The 26,000-nt window shown below is 71.4% G+C and carries 22 protein-coding genes; 13 read left to right on the top strand and 9 right to left on the bottom strand.

From position 1 onward, the window contains the following. Positions 1–63: 63 nt before the first annotated feature. From OG329_RS37290 to OG329_RS37310, 5 genes are all read right to left on the bottom strand, one after another. Complete coding sequence (locus tag OG329_RS37290; RefSeq protein WP_405801165.1) at positions 64–3,069, bottom strand: ROK family protein; 3,006 nt, start codon at positions 3,067–3,069, stop codon at positions 64–66. Continuing rightward, the gene (locus OG329_RS37295; protein WP_405801166.1) at positions 3,062–6,205 is read right to left on the bottom strand and encodes an alpha-mannosidase; all 3,144 of its coding nucleotides are present in this window, start codon (positions 6,203–6,205) and stop codon (positions 3,062–3,064) included. Before OG329_RS37295 ends, OG329_RS37290 begins: the two co-directional genes overlap by 8 nt. 248 nt (positions 6,206–6,453) lie before the next feature. Further along, positions 6,454–6,705: a hypothetical protein gene (locus OG329_RS37300; protein WP_405801167.1), complete on the bottom strand. Its 252-nt coding sequence runs from the start codon at positions 6,703–6,705 to the stop codon at positions 6,454–6,456. Further along, on the bottom strand, positions 6,702–7,988 hold the full coding sequence (locus OG329_RS37305; protein WP_405801168.1) for an enolase C-terminal domain-like protein: 1,287 nt from the start codon (positions 7,986–7,988) through the stop codon (positions 6,702–6,704). Before OG329_RS37305 ends, OG329_RS37300 begins: the two co-directional genes overlap by 4 nt. Positions 7,989–8,103: 115 nt before the next feature. Further along, positions 8,104–8,889: an IclR family transcriptional regulator gene (locus OG329_RS37310; RefSeq protein WP_405801169.1), complete on the bottom strand. Its 786-nt coding sequence runs from the start codon at positions 8,887–8,889 to the stop codon at positions 8,104–8,106. 157 nt (positions 8,890–9,046) lie between these two features. Here OG329_RS37310 and OG329_RS37315 point away from each other — a divergent pair, with 157 nt between their 5' ends. The 5 genes from OG329_RS37315 to OG329_RS37335 all read left to right on the top strand — a co-directional run bounded on the left by OG329_RS37315 (position 9,047) and on the right by OG329_RS37335 (position 13,904). Further along, entirely contained in the window at positions 9,047–10,426 is a 1,380-nt protein-coding gene (locus tag OG329_RS37315; RefSeq protein WP_405801171.1) for an ABC transporter substrate-binding protein, read from the top strand. Continuing rightward, positions 10,423–11,439 carry a carbohydrate ABC transporter permease gene (locus OG329_RS37320; RefSeq protein ID WP_405801172.1) on the top strand — a complete coding sequence of 339 codons (1,017 nt, stop codon included), beginning with the start codon at positions 10,423–10,425 and terminating at the stop codon, positions 11,437–11,439. The genes OG329_RS37315 and OG329_RS37320 overlap by 4 nt, the downstream gene beginning before the upstream one ends. Beyond that, positions 11,436–12,356 (top strand): carbohydrate ABC transporter permease, encoded by a 921-nt coding sequence (locus tag OG329_RS37325; RefSeq protein WP_405801173.1) that lies wholly within the window; start codon positions 11,436–11,438, stop codon positions 12,354–12,356. The genes OG329_RS37320 and OG329_RS37325 overlap by 4 nt, the downstream gene beginning before the upstream one ends. Then, entirely contained in the window at positions 12,356–13,207 is an 852-nt protein-coding gene (locus OG329_RS37330) for an NAD-dependent epimerase/dehydratase family protein (protein WP_405801174.1), read from the top strand. Before OG329_RS37325 ends, OG329_RS37330 begins: the two co-directional genes overlap by 1 nt. Positions 13,208–13,343: 136 nt before the next feature. Continuing rightward, a complete protein-coding gene (locus OG329_RS37335; protein WP_405801175.1) occupies positions 13,344–13,904 on the top strand; it encodes a GNAT family N-acetyltransferase in 561 nt (186 codons plus the stop codon). Between the two features lie 78 nt (positions 13,905–13,982). On the opposite strand, the gene OG329_RS37340 is transcribed toward OG329_RS37335, so the two are convergent. Further along, positions 13,983–14,666: a glycerophosphodiester phosphodiesterase gene (locus OG329_RS37340; protein ID WP_405801176.1), complete on the bottom strand. Its 684-nt coding sequence runs from the start codon at positions 14,664–14,666 to the stop codon at positions 13,983–13,985. Between the two features lie 262 nt (positions 14,667–14,928). Here OG329_RS37340 and OG329_RS37345 point away from each other — a divergent pair, with 262 nt between their 5' ends. The 4 genes from OG329_RS37345 to OG329_RS37360 all read left to right on the top strand — a co-directional run bounded on the left by OG329_RS37345 (position 14,929) and on the right by OG329_RS37360 (position 19,140). Continuing rightward, a complete protein-coding gene (locus tag OG329_RS37345) occupies positions 14,929–16,308 on the top strand; it encodes a DUF6421 family protein (protein WP_405801177.1) in 1,380 nt (459 codons plus the stop codon). Positions 16,309–16,367: 59 nt separating this feature from the next. Beyond that, the gene (locus OG329_RS37350) at positions 16,368–17,129 is read left to right on the top strand and encodes an SDR family NAD(P)-dependent oxidoreductase (RefSeq protein ID WP_405802211.1); all 762 of its coding nucleotides are present in this window, start codon (positions 16,368–16,370) and stop codon (positions 17,127–17,129) included. Beyond that, positions 17,126–18,196, top strand: a complete 1,071-nt coding sequence (locus tag OG329_RS37355) for a threonine aldolase family protein (RefSeq protein ID WP_405802212.1) — start codon at positions 17,126–17,128, stop codon at positions 18,194–18,196. The genes OG329_RS37350 and OG329_RS37355 overlap by 4 nt, the downstream gene beginning before the upstream one ends. Before the next feature lie 251 nt (positions 18,197–18,447). Further along, positions 18,448–19,140: a B3/4 domain-containing protein gene (locus OG329_RS37360; protein WP_405801178.1), complete on the top strand. Its 693-nt coding sequence runs from the start codon at positions 18,448–18,450 to the stop codon at positions 19,138–19,140. A 68-nt stretch (positions 19,141–19,208) separates the two neighbouring features. On the opposite strand, the gene OG329_RS37365 is transcribed toward OG329_RS37360, so the two are convergent. Together OG329_RS37365 and OG329_RS37370 are read right to left on the bottom strand one after the other, a co-directional pair. Beyond that, positions 19,209–19,931, bottom strand: a complete 723-nt coding sequence (locus OG329_RS37365) for a lysophospholipid acyltransferase family protein (RefSeq protein WP_405801179.1) — start codon at positions 19,929–19,931, stop codon at positions 19,209–19,211. Between the two features lie 177 nt (positions 19,932–20,108). Beyond that, positions 20,109–20,525 (bottom strand): DUF4395 domain-containing protein, encoded by a 417-nt coding sequence (locus tag OG329_RS37370; protein WP_405801180.1) that lies wholly within the window; start codon positions 20,523–20,525, stop codon positions 20,109–20,111. Positions 20,526–20,599: 74 nt separating this feature from the next. On the opposite strand from OG329_RS37370, the gene OG329_RS37375 reads away from it, so the two are divergent. The 4 genes from OG329_RS37375 to OG329_RS37390 all read left to right on the top strand — a co-directional run bounded on the left by OG329_RS37375 (position 20,600) and on the right by OG329_RS37390 (position 24,581). Continuing rightward, positions 20,600–21,040, top strand: a complete 441-nt coding sequence (locus OG329_RS37375) for a TlpA family protein disulfide reductase (protein ID WP_405802214.1) — start codon at positions 20,600–20,602, stop codon at positions 21,038–21,040. A 197-nt stretch (positions 21,041–21,237) separates the two neighbouring features. Continuing rightward, the gene (locus OG329_RS37380) at positions 21,238–22,038 is read left to right on the top strand and encodes an electron transfer flavoprotein subunit beta/FixA family protein (protein ID WP_405801181.1); all 801 of its coding nucleotides are present in this window, start codon (positions 21,238–21,240) and stop codon (positions 22,036–22,038) included. 93 nt (positions 22,039–22,131) lie between these two features. After that, a complete protein-coding gene (locus tag OG329_RS37385; RefSeq protein WP_405801182.1) occupies positions 22,132–23,094 on the top strand; it encodes an electron transfer flavoprotein subunit alpha/FixB family protein in 963 nt (320 codons plus the stop codon). A 185-nt stretch (positions 23,095–23,279) separates the two neighbouring features. After that, positions 23,280–24,581, top strand: coding sequence for a DUF6986 family protein (locus OG329_RS37390; RefSeq protein WP_405801183.1), 1,302 nt, complete (start codon positions 23,280–23,282; stop codon positions 24,579–24,581). On the opposite strand, the gene OG329_RS37395 is transcribed toward OG329_RS37390, so the two are convergent. Further along, entirely contained in the window at positions 24,578–25,978 is a 1,401-nt protein-coding gene (locus OG329_RS37395; RefSeq protein WP_405801185.1) for an NAD(P)/FAD-dependent oxidoreductase, read from the bottom strand. The two genes, OG329_RS37390 and OG329_RS37395, sit on opposite strands and share 4 nt — an antisense overlap. Positions 25,979–26,000: the final 22 nt, after the last annotated feature.

Consider the following 26,000-nt stretch of genomic DNA (forward strand, 5'->3'; position numbering starts at 1 on the left):
CGGTCGTGTCCGGCGCGGTCGTGGTCGTGGTCGTGTCCGGCGTGGTCGTGGTCGTGGTCGCGGTCAGCCTGCGGGCAGGTGCCGCGCGCGTGTCTCGCGCCCCCGCAGCCTCGGTGTGAACGTCGCGTGGAAGATCGTGGACGCGGCCCCGACGGCGGCGGCCCCCGCGCTCAGCACCGACGGCTCCACCTCGACCCGGCGCAACCGCCGGGCGGTCGGGAACTCGTTGACCGTACGGGCGATCTCGGCCAGATAGAAGTCGGCGACGTCGTCCGTGAAGAAGGGCCCGCCGAGCACGATCAGATCGATGTCCAGCAGATCGATCAGCCCCAGCGCGCCCCGCCCCACCGCTCGGGCCACCTCGCGTACGGCCGCCGTCGCCGCCCGGTCGCCGGCCGCCGCCGCGCGGCCCACCGCCAGATACGCGGCGGTGCTCCCGCTCGTCGTGGCCGCCGGACGCAGCCCGCCGCGCGCCGCCAGATCGGGCACGGACACCGGCGGATTGCACTCGGGCAGGATCTCCGGACGGCCGTCCTTGTCCACCCGACCGAGCGCGATCGCGCAGAGCTGGCCGAACTCGCCCGCGTTCGAGCTGACGCCCCGGTAGATGTCACCGTTCAGATAGAGACCGGTGCCGACTCCCGTACCGAGGTAGAGATACGCGAAGTCCCTGGCCCGCCGGTCGCGGCCGATCCAGCGCTCGCCCGCCGCCGCGGCCGTGGAGTCCTTCTCCATGATGACCGGGCACGGGAAGTGATCCTTGAGGAGATACAGCAGCGGCAGATCGCCCCAGGCCGACATCAGGGGCGGTCCCAGTACGGTCCCGGACGCGATGTCCACCGGTCCCGGCACCGCGACCCCGATCCCGAGGAACCCCTCGGGCCGTACGGCGCCGCCCGCCTCGGCCAGCGTCTCGCGGCCCAGCGCCGCCACCCGCTCCACGAACTCCGCCGGGTCCGTGTCCGCGCTGACCGACCGGGTGCGGGTGCACACGATCGCCCCGTCGAGGTCGATCACGACCGCCGTGAGCAGTTCGGGATCGATATGGATCCCCAGCGCGTGCGCGGCGGCCCCGCGCAGCCGTACGGGAGTACGCGGCTTGCCCGACGTCGCGCGCAGTTGCGCGTCCTCGATCAGGATGCCCCGGTCGAGCAGCGAGCGGGCGATGCGGGAGACCGACTGCTGGGTGAGACCGGTGCGATGGGCGATCTCGCCGCGCGTGATGGTGCCGGAGAGCCGTACGGTCTCGATGACCACGCACTCGTTGAACGACCCCAGGTCGATCTGGTTGACGCCGCTCCAGGTCTGTCCGCGCCCGGAGTTGTCCGTCGCCTGCTCGGTCCCCGTCCCCAGATGGCCCGCGACGTTCTCGCGCAGCCAGCGCACGGTGCGGTACGGGTCGTCGGCGCGGCCGGCCGCGTACCGCTCGAGTTCGGCGGCCAGGTCGAGATAGACGCGCCGCGAGGACTCCGGATGACTGGTGCTGTCGAGAGCGATCATGGCCCGCAGGAACGTGCGCCAGGTGGACCGCGCCGGAATCTGATGACACGTCACCGCACCGCTCGTCCCGGCCGGGCCCAGGTCGCCGCCGGGCACGTCGTCCCACAGGGTGATCGCGTGCAACGCGAGATCCGGATGCCGCCGGCTCGCCTGCGCGAGATACCCGGCGAGGGCGCGACGGCTCTCGGCCGCGCTGTCGATGCCGCCGCGGGTGTCCGCAGGGCCGCGCGTCGCGTCGCCGCTGCCCCGCGGGGGACCGCTGGCGTCGGCCCCGCGCCGCGCGCCCGCCGGCGGGCCGTGCCCGGCGTGTGCGTCGGGCGTGGTGGCGGGGCGTGCGTCGCCGGGGGTTGTGGCCGGGGGGTGCCCCGTGCTCCTGCCGGTATCGGCGCCGTGCGCCGGGTCGCTTCTGACCGCTGCCCCGGCACCGCCGCGCGCGGCGGTGCCGGGATCGGTGGCTGTGGTGGCCCCAGCGGCCGTCCGTGCGGCGGGCGCTCCGGGCGGGTGCCCGGCATCGCGGGCGGGCTCGGCCGGGTTGTAGCTGTCGGGTGTGGTGGCCGCCCCGCCGTCGTGCGCCGTAAGAGTCCCGGCGGCGGCCTTGGCGCCGACATCGGCGGCGTGGCCGCGATCAGTTCCGGGCGGAGGGCCGGTCTCGCGGGCGTGGTCCGTGCTGTCGTCGTGCGCCGTGCGCGCGGCCGTGCGGCGAGGCGGCTCCAGGCGGGGGCCGGGAGGGGAATCGCCGCCGGCTCCGGCGCCGGAGCCCTTCGCCGGGGCCTGTGCCGCTTCCGTGTCGGGCGCGCCGTCCGTGCCGACGCCGTGCGTCGGGCCCGGGTCCTGGGCCGCGGACACCGCCTCGTGGGGCGCGCCCCCGGGGGAATCGCTTCCCGCGCCCGCGCCGTCGCCCGCGGGCGCAGCCCGCCCAGCGCCGGCGACCCGGCGGGGTGCTGACGTCAGGGCCGCGTCCAGCGCGCGGTCGAGGCCCGTCAGGACGTCCGTGCCGATCACCGTGCCTGCCGTGGCCGGGGTGCTCGGGATCAGACGGGTGCCGGCCAGCAGGACCGCGCGGTGCGCGTCCACGTACAGGCCCATCACCCAGACGTCGGCGTCCGGCAGCGGCGGCCGGGTCGGTACGCGGGGGGCCACCGGCTCGTCGGGGATCAGCCGCCAGCGGCGCCGGATGGAGGCCACCGTGGCGTGCGAGAGGCCCAACTCCCGTGCCACCGCCCGCGACGCGCCGCTGCCGCCGGGGGCGAGCAGCGTACGCGTGACGACCTCGGCCTCGTCCACCGTGGCGGGTCTGCCGGTACGCGGCCGGTGCCCGAGACCGTCGATGCCCGCGCTCGTCCAGCGCTGGCGCCAACTGCCCACGGTCTGCCGTGACACCCCGAGCCGGCGTGAGATCTCCGCGTCGCGCAGCCCCTCGGCCGCCAGCAGGACGACACCGGCGCGGGTGGCGAGCGGACCGCCCTCGTCGGCCCAGCGGCGCAGGACGGCGCGCAGTTCGGGGGAGAGCGCGCGGTCGGACGGTGCCGGTGGCGCGGGCGTGCCCTCGGCCGGCCGGGTGTCAGACACCCGCGCCTGCCTTCGGGCTCTCGCCGCGCACCAGCCGCAGGGTCAGGATCTGGAAGGGCCGCAGCGTCAGCGCCACCGACCGGCCGGTGTACGCGCGGACCGAGAGCGGGTCCTCCAGGAGGTCCGTCTCCTGTACGGCGGTGACGGGGAAGCCGGCGGTCAGTGTCGTACGGGCCCGGCCGCCGCGCGATTCGTACAGCCTCACGACGACGTCGCCCGACCGGTCGTCGGCGAGCTTCACGGCCTCGACCACCACGTCCGGACCGTCCACGGTCACCAGCGGCTCCGCCCGCCCGGCAGCAGGGCCAGGCCGCAGCGGCAGGTTGAGCGCGTAACCCTCAAAGATCGCGTCGGCGACATCCGCGCCGGGGCGCAGCGTGTGCCGGAAGTGCTGCGGCCCGCGGTCGGCGTGCGGGTCGGGGCTGTGCGCGGCACGCAGCAGCGACAGGCGTACGAGCGTGGTGGTGCCCGCGTCGGCGCGGGTGTGGCGCGACACGTCGTAGCCGTACGTCGCGTCGGACGCCAGCGCCACACCCCAGTTGTGCTCGCCGACATGGATCCAGCGGTGCGCCCACTGCTCGTAACGGGCCGCGTCCCAACTGGTGTTGTCGTGCGTGGGACGCTCGACATGGCCGTACTGGATCTCGCCGCGGCTGTTCTGCGCGTGTACGTCCAGCGGCCAGGCGGCCTTGAGGAGCGTGTCCTGTTCGCGCCAGTCGACGTCGGTGTCGATCGTCAGCACGCGGCTGCCGGCCGTCAGGGTCAGCCGCTGCGTGATCGTGGATCTGCCGGTGCCGCGCTCCACCCGTATGCGCCCCAACAGCGGTCCGCTGTCGGTCACTTCGACCGACGCCGCGGTGTCGAGGTCGCGTACGGCGCCACGCCGCGCGTCGAGGCTCGTCGCGCTCCGGCGCGCCGGGTCGTCCCGGTGCAGTTGCAGCAGATTGCCCGCGCGGCCGGGCGCGACGGCCTCGCGGTCCGCCGTCAGGTCGAGCGCGGAGCGTACGAGCCCCGCCGAGTCGACATGGATCCGCAGCAGCCCGTTGTCCAGCAGATGCCCGCCGCCCCGTCCGGGGCCGGCGGCGGTGACGGTCACCGGCGCCGTGTCGCCGAGCGGCAGCCCGGCCGGGCCCCGGCCGAGCGCGGGGGCCTCGGCCAGCACGGCGAGCCGCCCGCCGGACAGCGGCTGGCCCGCCTCCACCGCGCCCGGCCCGGTGAGCCGGTCCCGGTCGAGTACGACGACCTCGCGGCGGGCGCGCGGCCCGGCGTTGAGGACCGTGTCCCCGTCCGGCCCGCCCGCCGCCCGCCGGATCAGACTCTCCAGTCGGCGATGGATCTCGCGGTACGCCTGCTCGGCCTCCTCGTGCACCCAGGCGATGGCACCGCCCGGCAGGATGTCACGGCTCTGGTGCAGCAGGACGCGCTTCCACAAGGCGTCCAGTTCGTCGTACGGGTAGGGCACCGCGTCCCGTACGGCCGCCGTCGCCGACCACAACTCGGCCTCGCGCAGCAGGGATTCGCCGCGCCGGTTGCCGCGCTTGGTACGGGCCTGACTGGTGTACGAGCCGTGGTGCGTCTGCGCGTACAACTCACCACGCCACACCGGCGCGTGCGGGTACTCCACGAGCGCGTCGCGGAAGAAGTGCGCGGGGTGCTGGATCTCGACGCGCGGTGAGCCTTCCAGATCGGCCAGCCTGCGGGCGCGTTCCAGCATCTCGCGGGTGGGGCCGTCTCCTTCGTGGTCCCCGGCCCCGTCGCCCAGGCCCTCGCCGAACGGCATCAGCGAGCGCGTCCCGCCGCCCTTCTCCGCGTACGCCGCGACCGCCTCGGCCAACTCGGGCCCCGTGAGCGTCGCGTGATGCGGATCGGCGGGCGGGCAGTGCGTGAAGATCCGGCTGCCGTCGGCGCCCTCCCACCAGAACGTGTGGTGCGGAAGGGAGTTGGTGTCGTGCTCGGCGAGCGTGTGGCCGAGCAGCCAGCGCGCCCCGGCCAGCGACGCGAGCTGCGGAACGGCGGCGCTCATACCGCCGGCGCCGGGCAGCCAGACGCCGTCCGAGTCCAGGCCCAGCTCGTCCCGGTAGAAGCGCCGGCCGTGCGTGAGCTGCCGCGCCAGCGACTCCCCGCCGGGCAGGATCGCGTCCGGCTCCACCCACATGCCGCCCACCGGGACCCAGTTGCCCTGTGCGACGGCCTTGCGTATCCGCTCGAAGACATGCGGATGCTGGTCCTTCATCCAGGCGTGCCGCTGCGCCGACGAGGCGGCGAACACCAGCTCCGGGTACTCCTCGGCGAGCGCGGCCATGCTGCTGAAGGCGCGGGCGCTCGCGCGCACGCTCTCGCGCATCGGCCGCAGTTGGGCGGCTCCGGAGCGCGCGTACCCGACGGCCGCGACGGTGTGCGCGGACTCGTACGCCCGGCGGGCCAGGACCGGCGCGAGGATGTCCCGCGCTCCGGCGGCCGTTCCCGGGATGTCACGGGGGTCGACCGCGTCGACGGCCCGCTCCAGCGCCCGCAGAATCTCGTGGCGGCGCGGCAGTTCGGCGGGCAGAGCGTGGCCGAGGCTGTTCAGAACATCGATGTCATGAATGAGCTGCCAGATATTCTCGTCGCGTACGGCGAGGTCCGCGCGGAGCAATTGGTGGAGTGGTTCGTCGCCGGCGGTGACCGGGTCGCCGAAACGCGCCCCGGCGCCGGTGACCGCGTCGATCGGCGGATTGGCCGCGGCTTCGACAAGCAGGCGTACGGACTCGCCGCCACGCGCGGCCGTCGCGACGGTCACGGCCGCCTCGCGCGGGTGCAGACCCTTCAGCGGTGTGCCGTGCTCGTCGTGCACCAGCCCCGCCGCCCCCTCGCCACCGAGGTCGATCACCGCCTCGACCCGGCGGCCGGCCCAGCGCTCCGGGATGTCGGCGCCGAGCCGGAACCAACTGGTGGACCAGGGGCCGCCGCCCCACATCTCGCCGACGACGAACGGCGTGTATCCGGCGCGCAGCGCCACGTCGACCGGCACGGGCTCGCCCGGGATGTGCCAGGCCCCGACCTCCATGGGAAGCCGCCCGGTGTACAGCGCGGGGCGCAGCCGGGAGTCGAGGAAATGGGCTATGCGCGCCTCTCCGGACTTCCTTCGGTCATGCATGGGCGGCCCTTCCTGTCCAGCCAGTGAACGCCATGTAAAACCAAGAGTGTTATCAAGTCAACGCCTGTTCCGATTACTTCTGAGTTCCTGGTGGTGAGAGCCTTGCGATCAAATTGTCAGCCGAATTCCCGCCCGTGAAGGTTCCCCTCCTGGACATTAATTGGCCTGACATACCGGCATGGAAAGAACGGCAGGAAGGCCGCCGCCTTCCTGCCGTTCGTGTGAGGGGCGCGGGCCCGCGCCGGGGCTTACGGCCGTACGGCCTGCGGCCTCGCGCACCCGCCGTGTACCGGCAGCCGGACACCGTCGCGCGCCGCGTCGGGCAGCGTCTGCGTCGTGTCCAGGACATGGCGGGCGAGCCCGGCCCCACGCCCGGCGTCCCGGGGAGCGCCCACCACCGGCAGGCGCTCCCACTCGCCGCCGGACCGGCACAACTCCACCGGCCCGTCGTCCACCGCCGCGCGGTCGATGCGCGGCGGACCCGAGATGCCACCCGTCACGGTCGTTGTACGCTCCCGTCGGTGTTGCGCAGCAGGGCCCAGCGGTCGTGCACCAGCGGCTCGGGCACGGGATACCGGCGTGCCGCGGTCTCGTCGAAGTCGACGCCGTGACCGGGCGTCTCGTGCGGGGACAGCGCGCCGTCGCGCGCCACGACCGTACCGGGGAACACGTCGTGTACGGCGGGTTTGAACACGGCGGCCTCCTGCACCCCGAAGGCATGGCTGCTGATGTTCATGGCGAGTGTGGCGGCCTGGGCGACGGGGCTGACATCGGCGGGGCCGTGCGGGGCGAGCCGTACACCGCGCAGTTCGCAGTAGACGGCGAGTTTGCGGGCCGGGGTGAGACCGCCCAGCGTCGGGACCCGGATCCGGGCGAAGTCGATGGCGCCGCTGTCGATCAGCGGCAGGAACTGGCCTACGTCGTGGAAGAGTTCACCCACGGCGAGCGGTACGGGGGAGCCGGCGCGCAGCGCGGCGAAGTGGCCCGCGTCCTCGGGAGCGAGCAGATCCTCCACGAAGTACAGCCCGGCGTCCTCGACCCGGCGCAGGAAGTCCCGGGCCTGCCGGGGGTCGAGCCGTTCGTGTACGTCGTGCAGCAACTCGACCTCGTCGCCGACCCGTTCGCGTAGCGCTGTCAGGACGCGCGGCACGGTGCGTACGTACGCGGCACTGTCCCAGGGCACCGAGCGGGTGCGCAGCGCGTGGGCGTCGGCGGCGGCCGGGGCGCCGGTGCCGTAGGTGTCGGAGCCGGGTACGGCGGCCTGGACACGGACATGGCGGTAGCCGCGCTCGCGCGCCGCCACGACCTTGTCGGCGATCTCGTGGGCGTCGGCGCCGTCGACATGGGTGTAGGCGTCGGCGTGGGTACGGACCCGGCCGCCGAACAGCGAGTAGAGGGGCGCTCCGAGGCGCTTGGCCTTGAGGTCCCACAGGGCGACGTCGATCCCGCCGAGCGCGTTGCCGGTGACCGAACCGCCTCTCCAGTAGGCGCTGTTGAGGAGCAGCCGGTGGATGTCGTCGATGTCGTCGGGGTCGCGCCCGACGAGCATGGGGGCCAGGTAGTCGTCGACCACCGAGCGTACGGCGAGGGTGCGTTGCGGGTCGCTCGCGCAGCCGAGGCCGTACAGCCCCGGCTCGTTGGTCTCGACGCGGACGACGAGATGGGGGCAGCCGTGGGGTGCGGTGAGGAAGGTGGAGACGGCCGTGATGCGGACCTTCGCGCCGCGTTCCTCGACCCAGGGAGCGGGGGCGAGGAGGTCGGAGCGGGCATCAGGCTGAGCCATTCGAACTCCAGCGTACAGATAGCAGGATGGTGTACTGCTATCCGAACGTAGAGAGGTCGTCTTTAATTTGTCAATGACTCTACCAAATCTGAGGGGCGCGGTCTTCGGTCCGTCTTCAGTGCTGTCCGAGGCGTTTGAGGAGGGTCCGCAGTGAATGTGCGGCTTCCGTGACGGCTCCGGCGATCTCCTGGGCGCGGGTGTCGTCCATCCGGCTCTTGGGGGCCGAACAACTGATGGCGTCGCCGCCGCCCTGCCCGGTGCCGAGCGCCACCGCCACGCACCGGATGTCCACGGAGTTCTCGCCGTCGTCCATCGCCCATCCCTGCAACCGCGCCTCGGCGAGCTGGCGGATCAGTTCGTCGGGATCGGTCACGGTGTCGGGGGTGAGCCTGGCCAGCGGCCAGTCCAGCCGGCGCTGCACCTCGGCCGCGTCGTACTGCGACAGCATCGCCTTGCCCAGGGCCGTGGCGTGGGCCGGCAGCCGCCGGCCCACCGCCGAGTACATCCGCAGCGCGTGCCGCGACTCCCGTTTGGCCAGGTAGACCACGTCCGTTCCGTCCAGCCTGCCCAGATGCACCGACTCGCCCGTCTCCTCGGCGAGCGCGTCGAGCACCGGCCCGGCGAGGCCGGCGACGTCGTCGCCCTCCAGATACGCCGTGCCCGTCAACAGCGCCTTGAGCCCCAGGCTGTAGCGGGTGCCCGAGGCGTCGAGGTCCACCCAGCGCCGCGCCTCCATCGTCCGCAGGATCGCGTGCAGGCTGCTTTTCGGCACGGCCATCGCGCTCGCCATCTCGGCGAGCGAGAGCCGGGCGCCCTCGGTGCCGAGCAGTTCGAGCACTTCCAGTACCCGAGCCGCTGACTTCACCTCCTCGGGCTTGCGCCCACGCGCTGCTGCTGCCACCGATTCCACGGAACCTCCGCTTCCCGCACCGGCGCCCCTCGGCGATCCGGTCAGCACGATTCTCGACGTGCGTCTTGACGCTATATCACCGCAACCATAAGTTCAGTCACTCCAACGCCATTCGGTCTTCTGAACGGTTGATTCTTAGGTAGGGGCCATGCGTATACCTTTCGCACGCAATGTCCGGCTCGTGGCTCTGGCCGCGACCACCGCGCTCACACTCACCACCCTCTCCGCCTGCGGCGGTTCAGACTCCGGTTCCGACTCCAAGTCGCTGGAGATGTGGACCTTCAAACAGTCCCACCTCGGGGCCCTGCGGGCGGCGGCCACCGAGTTCAAGAAGGAGACCGGCATCTCGGTCAAGGTCGAGGTGTACACACCCGACGACGCCTACACCACCAAGGTGCAGAGCGCGGCCAAGACCGACGACCTGCCCGACGTCCTCGAAGTGCACTCCGACGGTGAGGACTTCGTCCTCGGCGCGGCCGGCGTCGCCGCCGACCTCCAGGACCAGATCCCCGGCGAGTGGAGCGGCCGCTTCCAGGAGGCGATCAAGGGCTCCGGCACCGTCACCCCGCAGAAGTTCAAGGAGTCGCAGGCCAAGGACTCCACCTTCAAGGGCGTCGAGGAGGGCCAGCGCTTCAGCGTCCCGCTCACCGCGGGCACCTTCGGCATCGTCTACGCCAACAAGCGGAAGCTGGCCGACGCCGGCATCACCGAAGCCCCCAAAACCTGGGAGGAGTTCCTGGCGGCGCTCCAGGCCACCCACCACAAGGACCCCAAGACGGGCGGGATCAGCCTCGGTCTGAAGGTCAAGTCGACCGGGCTGACCTGGGTGCTCCAGCCACTGGCGTTCGGTCAGCTCGGCAAGCAGGCGTACTGGGACCTCTTCGGCCAGGACAAGGCCACCGACTTCGGCTCGCCCAACGGCACCAAGGTCCTGAGCATGTACGACGAGCTGACCCCGTACTGGATGCCGGGCTCCCAGACACTCACCATCGACGAGGCCGACCAGGCGTTCGCCCAGGGCAAGTCGGCCTTCGCCGTCGGCGGTACGTTCACCCTCGCCTTCCTCCAGCAGAACGACATGACGGCCGACGACGTCCTCGCCTTCGGACTGCCCGCGCCCAAGGACGGCGCCGTCCCCGACCGGGCGCTCGGCCCGCTCGCGCTGACCGGGCTGAGCCTCGCCGCCACCAGCGAACAGCCCGAGAACGCCAAGAAATGGATGGAGTTCCTGTCCGGCACCGACGTCGCCGCGCGGTTCGCCAAGGAATCGGCCGACCTGCCCGCCACCGAGCTGGGCGCCGACTCCGAGAAGGTCCTCGGCCCCGCGCTGACCTCCATGATGGAGAGCTTCGTCGGCACCGAGGAGACCACCTACGACCCGAGCCGCAACGACTTCCGTCCGCCGGGCTACGACCAGGACAGGGCCGGTGACATCCTCACCAATCTGAGCCCGCTCGGCCGGGAGACACCGGCGCAGACGGGAGCCAAGCTCCGCGAGCTGAACAACAACTACTGGGCGACCCAGTGACCACAGCACCTCGGCCCACCACGGTGGGGAAGGCCGGGAGCGGCGGCACGAGCCGTACGCTCCCGGCCGGGGCGGCGGGAACCGCCCCCGGCCCCGGCAAGCGCCCCCGGCGAGGGAGATTCGGCGGCGAAGCCCTCTCCGGCTATCTGTTCGTCGCCCCCGCGGTGATTCTCTTCGCCGTCATGGGTCTGTACACCGTCGGCTACGGCTTCCTGCTGAGCTTCGCGTCCTGGAACGGCTTCATGCCGCACTGGACCTGGGTCGGTCTGGACAACTACGCCGACCTGCTCTGGCGCAGCCCCATCTACGCGCCGCGCGTACGCAGCGCGGGACTCAACACGCTCTGGGTGATGATCGCCGTACCGTCGCTGACGGTCATGGTGTCCTTTCCGCTGGCCATCCTGCTCAACCAGGCACGCAGGATGCAGGGGATCCTGCGCTCGGTGTTCTTCCTGCCGTACGTCACCAGCGGTATCGCCGTCTTCTTCGCCTGGCAGTACGTCCTCCAGCCCGACGGCGCCTTCAACCTGCTGCTCGGCCAGCTCGGACTCGGCTCGCTCCAGCAGCCCCAGGGCTGGCTCGGCAACCCCGACACCGCGCTGCCCACACTCATCGTGGTGACCGTGTGGACCCATGTGCCCGTGGCCATGCTGCTGTATCTGACCGGGCTTCAGTCCATCGACCGCAGCCTGCTGGAGGCGGCGCAGCTCGACGGCGCCGGCTGGTGGCGTACGAACGCGTCGGTCGTCTGGCCGCTGCTGCGCCCCATCACGGCGATCGTCGTCCTGCTCAATCTGCGGGACTCGCTCCAGGGCTTCCAGACCTTCCTGGTGATGACCAACGGCGGACCGGGCGACCACACCAACGTGCTGGGCCTGGAGGCGTACACCCTGGCCTTCCTGAAACAGCTCCGCCCCACCCTCGGGCTCGCCAGCGCACTCGGCTGGCTGCTGTTCGCCGCCGCACTGGTACTGGCCCTGATCAATCTGCGAGCGCTGCGGAGCAAGACATGACCTCGATCCCCGTGGCGGCCGAGCGCGCCCACGCGACCGCACACCCCGACAAGGCGGGCCGGACGGGCGGACGGCCGGGCGAGAGCCGGGCCCGTACCCGTAAGAGGCTCGCACGCGTCGTCGTCGGACTGCTGCTCACCGGCTACGGACTGGTGAGCGTCTATCCGTTCCTCTGGATGGTGTCGGCCGCGTTCAAGGACCAGTTGGAGGTGGTCAGCGGCGGTCATCTGATCCCGGAGAACCCCACCTTCGACACCCTGATCGACACCTGGAACAAGCTCCACTTCTTCGACTTCTTCCTCAACAGCCTGCTGGTCACCCTCTACACCGTGGTCCTCACGCTGGTGATCTACGCGGCGGCCGGCTACGCCTTCGCCGTACTGCGCTTCCCCGGCCGGACCTTCCTGTCGAGGCTGTTCGTCGCCCTGCTGTTCGTGCCCGGTGTGACGGTGATGCTGCCGATCGTGCTGCTGGAGAACGAGATGGGCATCCTCGGCACCCACTGGGGACTGGTGCTGCCCTTCGTCAACGGCGGCGCCCCGCTGTCGATCCTCCTCATGACCGGTGCGTTCAGCGCCATCCCGGCCGAACTGCGCGACTCGGCCCGGGTCGACGGCGCGGGCGAGTTCCGGATCTTCCTCAACATCTATCTGCCACTGGCCCAACCCGCCCTGATCACCGTCGCGTTGCTCACCGCGATCCCGACCTGGAACGAGTATCTGCTCACCCGGGTCTCACTCAGCGACCCGTCGGCCTACACCCTCCCGCTCGGCCTCCAGACCCTCGCGGCCGAGAGCGTCCCCCACTACAACAACCTGATGGCCGGAGCCCTCATCGTGGTCATCCCCGTCGTCCTGCTCTTCCTGTGTCTCCAGCGCTACTTCGTCAACGGTCTCGTCGGGGCGGTGAAGGGCTGATGCGGATCCTGGTCACCGGAGCCGCCGGACATATCGGCGGTCATGTCATCGACGACCTGCTGGCCCACGGCCACCGGATCGTCGCCACCGACCTCCTCCCCGTCGAGGACCCACGGCTGGACCGCGTCCACACCGGTGATCTGGGCGATCCGGACCTGGTGCGCGAGGCCATGGCCGGCGCCGATGCCGTCGTCCATCTGGGTGCGATCCCGCACCCCAACTCCGATGACGACAGCGCCCTGTTCGCCACCAACTGCCTCACCGCGCACCGGGTCCTGGACGAGGCGGGCCGCACCGGCGTCCGCCGTGTCGTGGCCGCCTCCAGCCTGGCGGCCGTGGGCCTCGCCTGGTCGCCGAAGCCGCAGTCACCGCGCTACGTACCCCTGGACGAGGAACACCCCACACTCGTCCAGGACCCGTACGGACTGTCCAAGGTCGTCCTGGAGGAGACGGCGCGCGCCACCCACCGGCGGTACGGCGTCGACATCGTCTGTATGCGCTTCCCGTTCACCGGCACCGGCGAGCGGCTGACGAAGCAACTCGCCGCCGTACGCGACGATCCCGCCGGCCACCGGACGGACCTGTGGGGGTGGCTCGACACCAGGGACGCCGCCAGGGCCGTCCGGTACGCGCTCCACGCCGAACTGACGGGCTGTCATGTGCTCAACGTGGTGGCGGACGACACGTCGTCGCCCGTCCCGACAGCCCAACTCCTCGAAGAACACCACCCCGGCGTGCCGTTCTTCGCCGAACTGACCGGCCACGCCTCGCTGTTCGACACCACGGCGTGCGCGCGGCTGCTCGGCTTCGCACCCGAGCACCGCAGGAGCACGCTCGAATCAGAGACCTGATGACGCACGGTACGGCCGCTCTCCTTCAAGATCCGTACGATCCGGCCGCGCGCACCCCACTGACATGCCACCGGGAGGTGGGGTTAGGCTCGGGCGCGCCGCCCGCCCGCAGCGGAGAATTCGGAGAACGCGCACCATGGACACCGCACCGCGCCCCGCCCCCGGTCAGCTCACCTACCGGGATGCCACCGCAGAAGACGTCAAGGCGCTCGTCGCGCTCATAGAGTCCGCCTACCGGGGCGAGAGCGCCCGCGCCTCCTGGACCTCGGAGGCAGATCTGCTGGACGGGCAGCGCACCGACGAACAGGGTGTCCTCGAGGTGATCGAGGCCGAGGGCAGCCGGCTCCTGATGGTCGAGTCCGACGGCGCGCTGATCGCCTGCTGCCAGCTCGAGCACCGGGGGCCCGCCGCGTACTTCGGCATGTTCGCCGTCGACCCCGCCGCGCAGGGCGGCGGACTGGGCAAGCGCATCATCGCCGAGGCGGAGCGCCGTGCCCGCGCGGACTGGGGCGTCGGCGAGATGCATATGACCGTGATCGTCCAGCGCGAGGACCTGATCGCCTGGTACGAGCGCCGCGGCTATCGCCGTACGGGACAGTTGACCCCGTTCCCGTACGGCGACGAGCGCTTCGGCATCCCGCAGCGCGACGACCTGGCGTTCGAGCTGCTGGTCAAGGCGCTGGACGACGACGCCTGACCGGACACGCCCGACCGGACACGCCCGACCGGACACGCCCGACCTACGGCTCCGGCCCCGGCCCTCGTACCGGCCCCGTCAGGCCGTGAAGCGGCCGGTGCGCCGGATCTCCGGGAAGTCGGTGGTCGCCCCGTCCAGGCCGAACGCCCGGACCAGCCGCAACTGGTCCGGTGTGTTCACCACCCACCCGATGACCCCGAGCCCCGCCGTGTGCGCGCTCTCGACGACCTCCAGCGTCAGTCGCCGGATGTTCAGCGCGAGCGAGTCCGCGCCCACCGCGACCGCCCGGTCCACCACGTCGGCGCCCCAGCGGCTCGCGATCAGCACCGTCCGTACGCCCGGCACCAGGGCGGAGATCTCGGCGACGGCCTCGTCGTGGAACGAGGACACCTCCACCCGCCCCACCAGCTCGCGCCGGCGCATCACCTCGGCCAGCGCGCGGGCCGCCGCCACATCCTTGATCTCCGCCTGGAGCGGTGAGCGCACCGCGTCCAGGACCTCCTCGAAGACCGGCACCCGCTCGCCCTGTCCCGCGTCGAGCTCCCGCAGCTCGGCGAGGGTCCGGTCGGCGATCGGGCCCGTTCCGTCGGTGGTTCGGTCCAGCTCGGCGTCGTGCATGACGACGAGGGCGCCGTCCTTGCTCAGATGAAGATCGAGCTCGATGGCGTCCATGCCGGCTCGCTCGGCGTGCAGGAAGGAGCGCAGGGTGTTCTCGGGTTCGACACCCATCACTCCACGATGACCGATGGTGAGGAAAGTCAAGACTGACTCGCTTCCGTCGTCGGCGGCTCCCGCGCGGTGCTGGTGCCCCACGCGGCACGGGCGGCAGCCTAACGGCCACCGCGCCGGACAGACCCGGGTCGGACGCGTGCGCGCCGGAGCCTGCCGTTCCCACCGCTCGCGGCAGGAAGAATGCCCGTGAACTTGGGGTGCGGCAGGATAATTTGTCTAGTGCTCTCTTGTACGGGAGAATCGAAGACCTATACGGTGGTTTGACGCCCGCTTCTCCCGTGGAGGACGTGACATGACGGAAATTCTTGTGCAGGACCGGCCCGCACGGCATACGGCCGACGACGAGCGGGTGGTCGAGCACCCCGCCTGGACCGAGCTCAAGAACGCCGTCGAACAGATCCGACCCTGGCAGTCCAAGGACGGCTCCATAGATTTCGACGCGGCGGAAGCGCCCCCACGGGCTCTCGTGGAGGTCACGCTCGACCGGGTGATCGCCGCCGTCGAGCAGTTGTCGCCCCTGCTGCCGCACGACGCCGCGTACCACCAGGCGCTCTGCGTGGACCTGCGCAAGTGGGCCGACGGCGCCTTCGACGTTCCTGACTTCCTCGACTCGCTGCTCGCCTTCCAGCCCGCCGCCGAGCGCGTCGACCGGCTCCAGCATCTGGTCGTCTTCCCCATGTACACGCAGAACGGCAACCCGGACCGCAATCTGGAAGCCGTCGTCCTGCGCATGGTCTGGCCCGAATGGCTCTCCGAGCTGGAGCGCACCCGCTACGACAACCCCCTCTTCTGCGGCATCACCTTCGAGGACTTCACCGCCGGATACGACACCAACTCCGCGGTCCTCTTCCCCGAGACCATCGCCGTGCGGCAGGCCCCCGAGCGGTTCAGTTGGGGCGGCATCTTCTGCGACCGCGAGGCCGCCCGCTTCCGCCGCGTCACCGAGGCGGCCGTGGACATCCTCGGTGTCGAACTCCCCGACGACATCCGCGAGATGGTCGGCGACCAGGACCGCTGCCAGCAGGCGTTCGTACTCTGGGACATGATCCACGACCGTACCCACAGCCATGGCGACCTGCCGTTCGACCCCTTCATGATCAAGCAGCGCCAGCCGTTCTGGATGTACGGCCTGGAGGAGCTGCGCTGCGACCTCACCGCCTTCCGGGAGGCCGTGAAACTGGAGGCGGACGGCGTCGCGCAGGGCCGCGACGTGCAGTACGCGGTGCTGTTCGACCGGATGTTCCGCTTCCCCGTCACCGGCGCCCGCGAGCGCAACTACGACGGCCTCGGCGGTCAGTTGCTCTTCGCCTACCTCCACAAGCACGACGTGGTGCGCTGGACGGACAACACCCTGCGCATCGACTGGGACAGGGCCCCGGAGGTCACGCAGCGGCTCCTCGCCGAGATCGAGGCCCTTTACCGGGCCGGTATCGACCGTCCGAAGCTGGTCCACTGGTTCGCCGCCTACGACCTCGTCTCCACCTATCTGGCCCCGCACCCCGGATCGCGCTGGGCCAAGGGCCCGGACGCCCTGGACCTGGATCTGCCCCCGCGCAAGCTGGTGGACGACGTGCTTCCCGACGAGTTTCCGCTCAGCATGTTCTACGAGGCACTGGCCAAGAAGCTCAAGACTGTGATCGCCTCGACCAAGGGCATCACGGCGGCGGCGTGAGTGACGACCACGACGACAACGCGGACACGGGGGACACCGGGATGACGGAGAAGACGACCATGAGCCCAAGCACGGAAGCGGGCGGCGGATTGGACGGCGCCGTCGTGGCGGTCGCCGGAGCGGGCGGCCCCGCCGGACGCGCGGCTCTGCTGCGCCTGGCCGCGGCCGGGGCGACCGTCGCCGCCGCCGACGCGGACGCCGCGAGCCTCGCCGAGGCCGTCGACGCCGCCCGCCACGCGCACAGCGGCGCCACCGTCACCGGTGACACCGTCGACCTCCTCGATCCGGCGGCCACCCGCGCGTGGGCGGCCAAGGCGGAGCAGGACAACGGCCGGGTGGACGGTCTCGTCCATCTCGTCGGCGGCTGGCGCGGCGGCAAGACCTTCGCCGACACCGACCTCGCCGACTGGGACATGCTGGAGAAGTTGCTGATCCGCACCGTCCAGCACACCTCGCTCGCCTTCCACGACGCTCTGCTGCGCAGCGACCGCGGTCGCTATGTGCTGGTCAGTGCCGCCGGCGCGAGCAGGCCCACGGCCGGCAACGCCGCCTACGCCGCGGCCAAGGCGGCGGCCGAGGCATGGACGCTGGCGCTGGGCGACGACTTCCGCAAGGCCGGGGGCGACGAAGGACCGCGCGCGGCGGCTGCGATCCTGGTCATCAAGGCACTGGTGCACGACGCGATGCGCGCCGAGCGCCCGAATGCGAAGTTCGCGGGCTTCACGGACGCCGGAGAGCTGGCCGACGCCGTCGCCGGAGTCTGGGACCGGCCCGCCGGTGAAGTGAACGGAAGGCGTCTGTGGCTGACCCCCGAGTCATGAAGTCCCGTACGACGGCCGCGCGTGCGCACCACGACCCCCAGACGCGCGGCTTCGCGAGCGACAACTACGCCGGCGCCCATCCCGAGGTGCTGGCGGCGCTCGCCGTCGCCAACGGCGGCCACCAGATCGCGTACGGCGAGGACGAGTACACCGACCATCTCCAGCGCGTCATGCACAGCCACTTCGGCCCCACCGCGAAAGCGTTTCCGGTCTTCAACGGCACCGGGGCGAACGTCGTCGCGCTCCAGGCCATGACCGACCGCTGGGGTGCGGTGATCTGCGCCGAGTCCGCGCACATCAACGTGGACGAGGGCGGAGCGCCCGAGCGGGTCGGCGGGCTCAAACTGCTGACCGTGCCGACGCCGGACGGCAAACTCACCCCGGAGCTGGTCGACCGGCAGGCATGGGGCTACGACGACGAGCACCGCGCCATGCCCCAGGTCGTGTCGATCGCCCAGAACACCGAACTGGGCACCGTCTACACCCCGGCCGAGATCCGCGCGCTGTGCGAGCACGCCCACGAGCGCGGCATGAAGGTCCATCTCGACGGGGCCCGGATATCCAACGCCGCCGCCCACCTCGACGTACCGATGCGCACCTTCACCAACACCGTCGGCGTGGACGTGCTCAGTTACGGCGGCACGAAGAACGGCGCGATCTTCGGCGAGGCCGTCGTCGTGATCGACCCGGACGCGGTGCGCGCGATGAAGCGGCTGCGCAAGCTGTCGATGCAGCTCAGCTCCAAGATGCGGTTCGTCTCCGTGCAGTTGGAGGCGCTGCTGGCCGGTGATCTGTGGCTGCGCAACGCCCGGCACAGCAACGCCATGGCGCGGCGGCTCGCCGACGGTGTGAGCGCGGTCGACGGCGTCGAGATCCTGCACCCCGTCCAGGCCAACGCCGTCTTCGCCCGGCTGCCGCACGACGTGAGCGTGCGCCTCCAGCGGCGGTTCCGCTTCTACTTCTGGGACGAGGCGGCCGGCGACGTGCGCTGGATGTGCGCCTTCGACACCACCGAGGCCGACGTCGACGCGTTCGTCCAGGCGCTCAAGGAGGAGATGGCCGGCTAGGCCCTGTCCGGCGGATCTTCGGGGGTCCGGGACGCCTGGCACGGCACCTCCCTGCGTTGTCGGAGTCATCCAAGTACGTCCAGTACGAGGATGATCCTCCGCCTTGCGATGCACCGCACCAGCCGCCCCGGCCTGATCCCCGAAGATCCGCCGGACAGGACCTAGCGGAGTCAGGGTTGGCGGTGCATTACAGTGGACCTCATGGTGTGCTGTGGTGCACCGCTTCCGTATGTCCCGAGGCAAGGCTGACCATGACCCTGACACTCACCGTGTCGGACGAGGTACGTACCCTCGTCCCCGGCTTCACCCCGCTCGCCGTCGAGGCCCACGGCCTGGTCAACGGGCCCAGCAGCGACGCGAGTTCGGCGCTGCTGGACGTCGCGGCCCGCCGCCTCGCCGCGCGCCTCGACGGGCGCGCCCCGCACGAGGACCCGCACATGGCCACCTGGCGCGCGGCGTACACGGCCTTCGGCAGCAAGCCGTCCCGTACCCGCAACTCCGCGGAGGCGCTGGCCAGAAGGGCGCTCGCCGACGGCGGTCTGCCCCGGATCAATCTGCTGGTGGACCTCTACAACGCGATCAGCGTGGCGCATCTGATCCCCGTCGGCGGCGAGGACATCGACCACGTCACGGGCGAGATGCGGCTCGTACGGGCCATCGGCGACGAACCGTTCCACACCGCGGCGGGCGGCGAGCCGGTCGTGGAGTACCCGGACGCGGGTGAGGTGGTGTGGCGGGACGACGAGGGCGTCACCTGCCGGCGCTGGAACTGGCGCCAGGGCGTACGCACCCGGCTCACCGAGGAGTCGGTGAACGCCGTCTTCCTGCTGGAGGCCCTGGCCCCGACGACCCGCGCGGAACTCGACGCCGCGGGCACCGAACTCGCCGAATCGCTGGAGAAGTTGAGCCCCGGAGCGCGGATCACCGTCCACCCCGTGGGCTGACGCCCCGCCCGGCGACCGCCTCGCGGCCCGTAGCAGTGACGTTTCGGTCCAGTCGCCCGTAGGGCCGATCAGTTGGCCTCGCGGACCTCGGCCGGCGTCGGAGCCGTACCGCCCAGATGCGCCGGTACCCACCAGGTGTCGCTCGCGTCCCTGGGCCGTACCGGATAGGCGCGCTGGGCGGCTTCGAGCAGTTCCTGCACCCGCTCGCGCAGCCGCCGGGTGATCGCGCCCGCGTACTGGTCGGTGGGGGCGTCCAGCGGCTCACCGACCCGCATCGTCACGGGGATGTGGCTGCGCCGGAAGTTGCGCGGGCGTCCCTTGGTCCAGATCCGCTGGGTGCCCCACAGCGCCATCGGGATCAGCGGCACACCGGCCTCCTGCGCCAGGCGCGCCGCGCCCGACTTGAAGGACTTGAGGGTGAACGACTGCGAGATGGTCGCCTCGGGGAACACCCCGATGATCTCGCCGGAGCGCAGCGAGTCGAGCGCGTGCGCGTAGGCGGTCTCGCCCTGCTTGCGGTCCACCGGGATGTGCTTCATGCCGCGCATGAGCGGGCCCGAGACCTTGTGGCGGAAGACGGAGTCCTTGGCCATGAAGCGGACGAGGCGCTTCTGCGGGAGCGCGGTGAGCCCGGTGAAGATGAAGTCCAGATAGCTGATGTGGTTGCTGACGAGAACGGCACCGCCGGTACGCGGGATGTTCTCGGAGCCCTGAGTCTCGATCTTGAGGTCCAGCGCCTTGAACAGCGTGCGGGCGGCGCCGACGACCGGCCGGTAGACGAGCTCTGCCATCTGGAGGAGACCCTTCTGTTCCCGGGGAGGGTTCTCCCGACGGAAGTTACGCAGCCGTAGGTTTTCGGCATTGGGCAGATCGTGCCCCAAACGAGGGCCTGTGGCCAGTCCTGCCGACGGCGCGGAGCGAGATTCTCATCACGTCATTCCCGGGTGATCAGCGGCGGTCCCCGCAGCTCAGCGCAGCGCGGCGGTCGTACGGCGCAGCAGGAGGTACATCTCGCAGCCGAGGCAGTAGCCGAAGACGGCGTTGAGGAAGGCGGCGGCCAGCGCGCACGCCGTGGCGGCCAGGCCGAGCCAGAGGGGCCCCCACAGACAGCCGACGAGCCCGACCACCGCGAAGACCAGTCCGACCGCCTGCGCGAAACGCGGCGGCTCGGGAGACTCGAACTCCGTGGGCGGTCCGATCCTCGGCCGTACGACGGCGCGGAACAGCCATGCGTACGGCGACCGTCCCACGCCGGCCAGCGCGCCCACCGCGAAGACCAGGGCCTGCCAGCCGAGAAGCGCGCCGCTGCCGGTGACGAGGACCACGGCCAGGACGACGGTGGTGACGGCCGCGCCGAAGCGAGGACCCCTGACATCAATGTTCATGACACCAGCATCGCTCAGGGCCGCACGCCCGGAAGCGCGGAATATTTTGCGGTCGTGTGAACGCTGCACGGGGGATGACGACGACAGGGCTCGTGGTGTGCGTGGCGGTGCTCGCGGCCGCGAGTCTCTTCGGTGTGCTCCACCGCCGTACGAACGGGAGGCTCAAGTTGCGCGGGCGGGACGGCGAAAGACGGCTCGGCGCCGCCGAGTTGGGGGCCGAGCTGGGGGAGCGCGCCACGCTCGTCCAGTTCTCCAGCGCGTTCTGCCAGCCCTGCCGCGCGACCAGGCGCACGCTCGCCGAGGTGACCGCCATGGTCGACGGCGTCGTCCATGTGGAGCTGGACGCCGAGGACCGGCTGGCGCTGGTACGCGAGTTGGGCATCCTCAAGACGCCCACGGTGCTCGTCCTCGACGCGGCGGGGCGGATCGTGCGCCGGGCGGCGGGCGCGCCGCGCAAGGCCGATGTGATCGCCGCGCTGGGCGTGGCCGTGTCGGGCACGACGCCGGGCGGCTGAAGTTCCCGGCCGTAGGGCCGGTGGGCGTTGGGAAGGTCACAGTTCGAAGCGCTTGCTCAGCGGGCATGAAGTGGATGTACTGGCGAGTAATATTATGGTCGGTGCGCCGGTCGACCTGACCGGAAAACCTCCCATCAGACGCCTATGCTGCGAGCGACAAGGCAGCCCAGAAATGACGATGCAGTAGGAGAGCCGGCGTGAGCCTGAGGATCGTTGTCTGTGTGAAGTACGTGCCCGACGCCACGGGCGACCGGCATTTCGCCGATGACCTGACGCTGGACCGTGACGACGTGGACGGTCTGCTGTCCGAGCTGGACGAGTACGCGGTCGAGCAGGCGTTGCAGATCGCCGCGGCCCACAACGACGCCGGTGACGGCGACGCGGAGGTCACCGTCCTGACCGTCGGCCCCGAGGACGCCAAGGACGCGCTGCGCAAGGCGCTGTCGATGGGCGCGGACAAGGCCGTTCACGTCGAGGACGACGATCTGCACGGCACGGACGCCCTCGGCACCTCGCTGGTCCTCGCGAAGGCCATCGAGAAGACCGGCTACGACCTGGTGATCTGCGGAATGGCCTCCACGGACGGCACGATGGGCGTGCTGCCCGCGATGCTCTCGGAGCAACTGGGCGTGCCGCAGGTGACGCTCCTGTCCGAGGTGTCGGTCGACGGCGGCACCGTCAAGGGCCGCCGGGACGGCGACGCGGCGACCGAACAGCTCGAAGCCTCCCTGCCGGCCGTCGTGTCGGTGACGGACCAGTCGGGCGAGGCCCGCTACCCCTCGTTCAAGGGGATCATGGCGGCCAAGAAGAAGCCGGTGGAGTCCCTGGACCTGGGGGACCTGGACATCGAGGCCGGGGACGTCGGCCTCGAAGGCGCGTGGACGTCGGTCGACTCGGCCACGGAGCGCCCGGCCCGTACGGCGGGCACGATCGTCAACGACGAGGGCAAGGGCGGCGACGAGCTGGCCGAGTTCCTCGTCAGCCAGAAGTTCATCTGACACGGCGCCACATGGCGCGCCCATCGTGTGGCGCGGCAGCGGTAGCCGGTCCCGGATCCCTCACGTACCCGCATTCGCAGGAGAACAGAACCCATGGCTGAAGTCCTCGTCTATGTCGATCATGTGGACGGTGCCGTCCGCAAGCCCACCCTGGAGCTGCTGACGCTGGCCCGCCGGCTCGGCGACCCGGTCGCCGTCGCGCTCGGCGCGGGCGCCGCCGACACCGCCGCCGCGCTGGCGGAGCACGGCGCGGTGAAGGTGCTGACCGCCGACGCCCCCGAGTTCGACGACTATCTCGTCGTCCCGAAGGTCGACGCGCTCCAGGCCGCGTACGAGGCCGTGTCCCCGGCCGCCGTACTGGTCCCGTCCTCCGCCGAGGGCAAGGAGATCGCCGCCCGCCTCGCGGTGCGCATCGGATCGGGTCTGATCACCGACGCGATCGACCTGACGGCCGACGGCAAGGGCCCGGTGGCCACGCAGTCGGTGTTCGCCGCCTCGTACACCACCAACTCGCGTATCACCAGGGGCACTCCGGTCATCACGGTGAAGCCCAACGCGGCCCCCGTCGAGCCGGCCCCGGCCGCGGGCGCCGTCGAGGCCCTGGCCGTCACCTTCTCCGCCGCCGCCACCGGCACCCGGGTCGTCGCCCGCACCCCGCGCGAGTCCACGGGCCGCCCCGAGCTGACCGAGGCCGCGATCGTCGTCTCGGGCGGGCGCGGCGTCAACGGGCCCGAGAACTTCGCGATCATCGAAGCGCTCGCCGACTCACTCGGCGCGGCCGTGGGCGCCTCGCGCGCCGCCGTCGACGCCGGCTGGTACCCGCACTCCAACCAGGTCGGCCAGACCGGCAAGTCGGTCTCCCCGCAGCTCTACATCGCCTCCGGCATCTCCGGCGCGATCCAGCACCGCGCGGGCATGCAGACCTCGAAGACGATCGTCGCGGTCAACAAGGACGCCGAGGCCCCCATCTTCGACCTCGTCGACTACGGCGTCGTCGGCGACCTCTTCCAGGTCGTCCCGCAGCTCACCGAGGCCATCAAGGCCCGTAAGGGCTGAGCCGCCGTACCTCCCGGGGCCGCGTGGTGGATCACCACCGCGCGGCCCCGGTGTGTTGCGTGCTCGCTTCCCGGACCGCTCCGGGCGACCATTGACGCAGCCCGGACCGGGCGGCTAACTTCACTATGCGGATTGCGTGTTCCGTATAGCGGAAGTATTGGGTACGGGCAGATGGAGGCGCGGGTATGGGTCAGGGCCGGCAGGAGAAGGTGACGACGAGCCTCGCGGGCGCGGTCGGGACGAGCATCAGCGCCTCGCTCGCACCGGTCGACGCGGAACTCGCCCGCCGCTATCCGGGGGACCCCGGCACCCGCCAGCCCGTCCACACCGTCTACGTCCCCGCCGACACCTTCGACGCGGGCACCGTCCGCTCCTGGGGCCGGAAGGCACTCGCCGCCCTTGACGAACACGCCCCCGACGCCGCCTGTCTGGCGCGCGCCCTCGGCCTCGCCGACGAACTGGCGGGACCGGTGTACGAGCGGGTGCGGGCCAAGCTGGAGCGCGAACCCGTCGAAGACCTGCGGATCGACTTCGAGGACGGCTACGGGCCGCACACCGACGCGCAGGAGGACACCGCCGCCGCGCGCGCCGCGCGCCTGGTCCACGAGGCGTACGGCAACGGCACCGCCGCCCCGTACATGGGCATCCGGATGAAGTGCCTGGAGGCCCCCGTACGGGACCGGGCCATCCGCACCCTCGACATCTTCCTCAGCGGACTGATGGACGCCGGCGGACTCCCCGAAGGGCTCGTCCTCACCCTGCCCAAGGTCACCTATCCCGAACAGATCACCGCGATGGTGCGGCTGGTGGAGGAGTTCGAGAAGGCGCGCGGTCTGGAGCACGGCCGGATCGGCTTCGAGATCCAGATCGAGACCAGCCAGTCCATCCTCGCCGCCGACGGCACCGCCGCCGTGGCCCGGATGATCGGCGCGGCGGACGGCCGCGCCACCTCACTGCACTACGGCACCTTCGACTACAGCGCCTGCGTCGGCGTCAGCGCCGCCTACCAGTCGAGCGACCACCCGGCCGCCGACCACGCCAAGGCCGTCATGCAGGTCGCCGCCGCCGGCACCGGCGTACGCGTCTGCGACGGCTCGACCAACGTGCTGCCGGTCGGCCCCACCCCCCAGGTCCACGAGGCGTGGCGGCTCCACTACGGGCTCACCCGCCGCGCCCTGGCCCGCGCCTACTACCAGGGCTGGGACATGCACCCCGGCCATCTGCCCACGCGCTACGCGGCCGTCTACGCCTTCTACCGCGAGGGACTTGAGCCCGCCGCCGCACGACTCGCCGCGTACGTCGCGAAGACCGGCGGCGACGTGATGGACGAGCCCGCCACGGCCAAGGCGCTCAGCGGCTACCTGCTGCGCGGACTGGACTGCGGAGCCCTCGACAGCGCCGAGGTCACCCGGCTCACCGGGCTCACGCGCGCCGACCTGGAGGGTTTCTCCGCCCCGCACCGCGCGGCCCTGCCGGACGCCCGCTAGGAGTCGAAGCCCAGACCGAACCGGTCCAGCGTGCGCAGCCACACATCGCGGTGCCCGCCGTTGTGGTCGGCGCGGTCCAGGGAGCGCCGGGTGAGTTCGACGCCCACGTACCGCGCCGGCTCCGGCGGGAACGGCAGCGGCTTGGTGCGCACCATCTCCAGCCGGGTACGCGAGGTCTCCCGCCCGGACAGCAGGTCGAGCATCACGTTCGCGCCGAACCGGCTGGCCGCCACCCCGAGCCCCGTGTAGCCGAGCGCGTACGCCACCCGCCCGCTCATCGCCCGGCCGTAGAAGGCGGTGAAACGGGTGCAGGTGTCGATGGCGCCGCCCCACGCGTGGCCGAACTTCACGCCCGTCAACTGCGGGAAGGTGGTGAAGAAGTGCTCGGCCAGCTTCGCGAACGTCTCGGGCCGCTGGTCGAGTTCGTCCCGCAGCCCGTTCCCGTAGTGGTAGATGGCGTCGTAACCGCCCCACAGGATCCGGTTGTCGTCGGTGAGCCGGTAGTAGTGGAACTGGTTGCCCATGTCGGACATCCCCTGGCGGCCCTTCCAGCCCACCGAGGCGAGTTGGCCGTCGGTCAGCGGCTCGGTCGTCAGCACGTAGTCGTACACCGGCACCGTGTACAGCCGCAGCCGGCGCAGCAGTGCGGGGAAGACATTGGTCGCGAGAGCCACCCGCCGGGCGCCGACCCTGCCGTACGCGGTGTCGAGGACGACACCCCGGTGGCCCTCGCGCATCCGCCGTACCGGAGTGTTCTCGTACATCCGCACCCCCAGGCGCAGACACGCCTCGCGCAGGCCCCAGACCATCCGGGCCGGGTCGGTGAGCGCGTAGCCCTCGGCGTCGAACGCGCCCGCGAGGTAGGTCGGTGAGTCGACCTCCGCGCGGATCTCGTCGCGGGTCAGGAAGTCGATCGAGCGGCCGTGCGCCGCCGCGAGTTCGCACATCGCGCGGACCTCGTCGACCTGGTGCGCGGCGGTGGCCGCCCACAGCTTGCCGTCGCGCCGGAAGCCGCAGTCGATGCCGTACCGGCGCAGGGTCTCCTCGATCTCGGTGAGATTTTCCAGACCCATGTGCTCCAGGTCGGCCAGTTCGTCGGGCCAGCGGTCGGCGCCGTTGCCGAGGCCGTGGGTGAGGCTGGCCGAGACGAAGCCGCCGTTGCGGCCGGATGCGGCCCAGCCCGCGGTGCGCCCCTCGACCAGGACGACGTCCAGCGACGGGTCGCGCTCCTTGGCGAGCAGCGCGGTCCACAGTCCGCTGAACCCGCCGCCCACGACGGCGAGGTCGCAGGTGGTGTTCCGGGTGAGTGCGGGACGCGGCGCCGGCGCGTCCCGGCTGTCGAGCCAGTGGCTCAGGGGCTTGGCCTCGGCGAGGGCGTCGGCGTACGGGACGCTCATGGTGCGGGCCTCCGTTCTGGAG

Source organism: Streptomyces sp. NBC_01506 (genome assembly GCF_045040295.1).
Classification (GTDB): Bacteria; Actinomycetota; Actinomycetes; order Streptomycetales; family Streptomycetaceae; genus Streptomyces.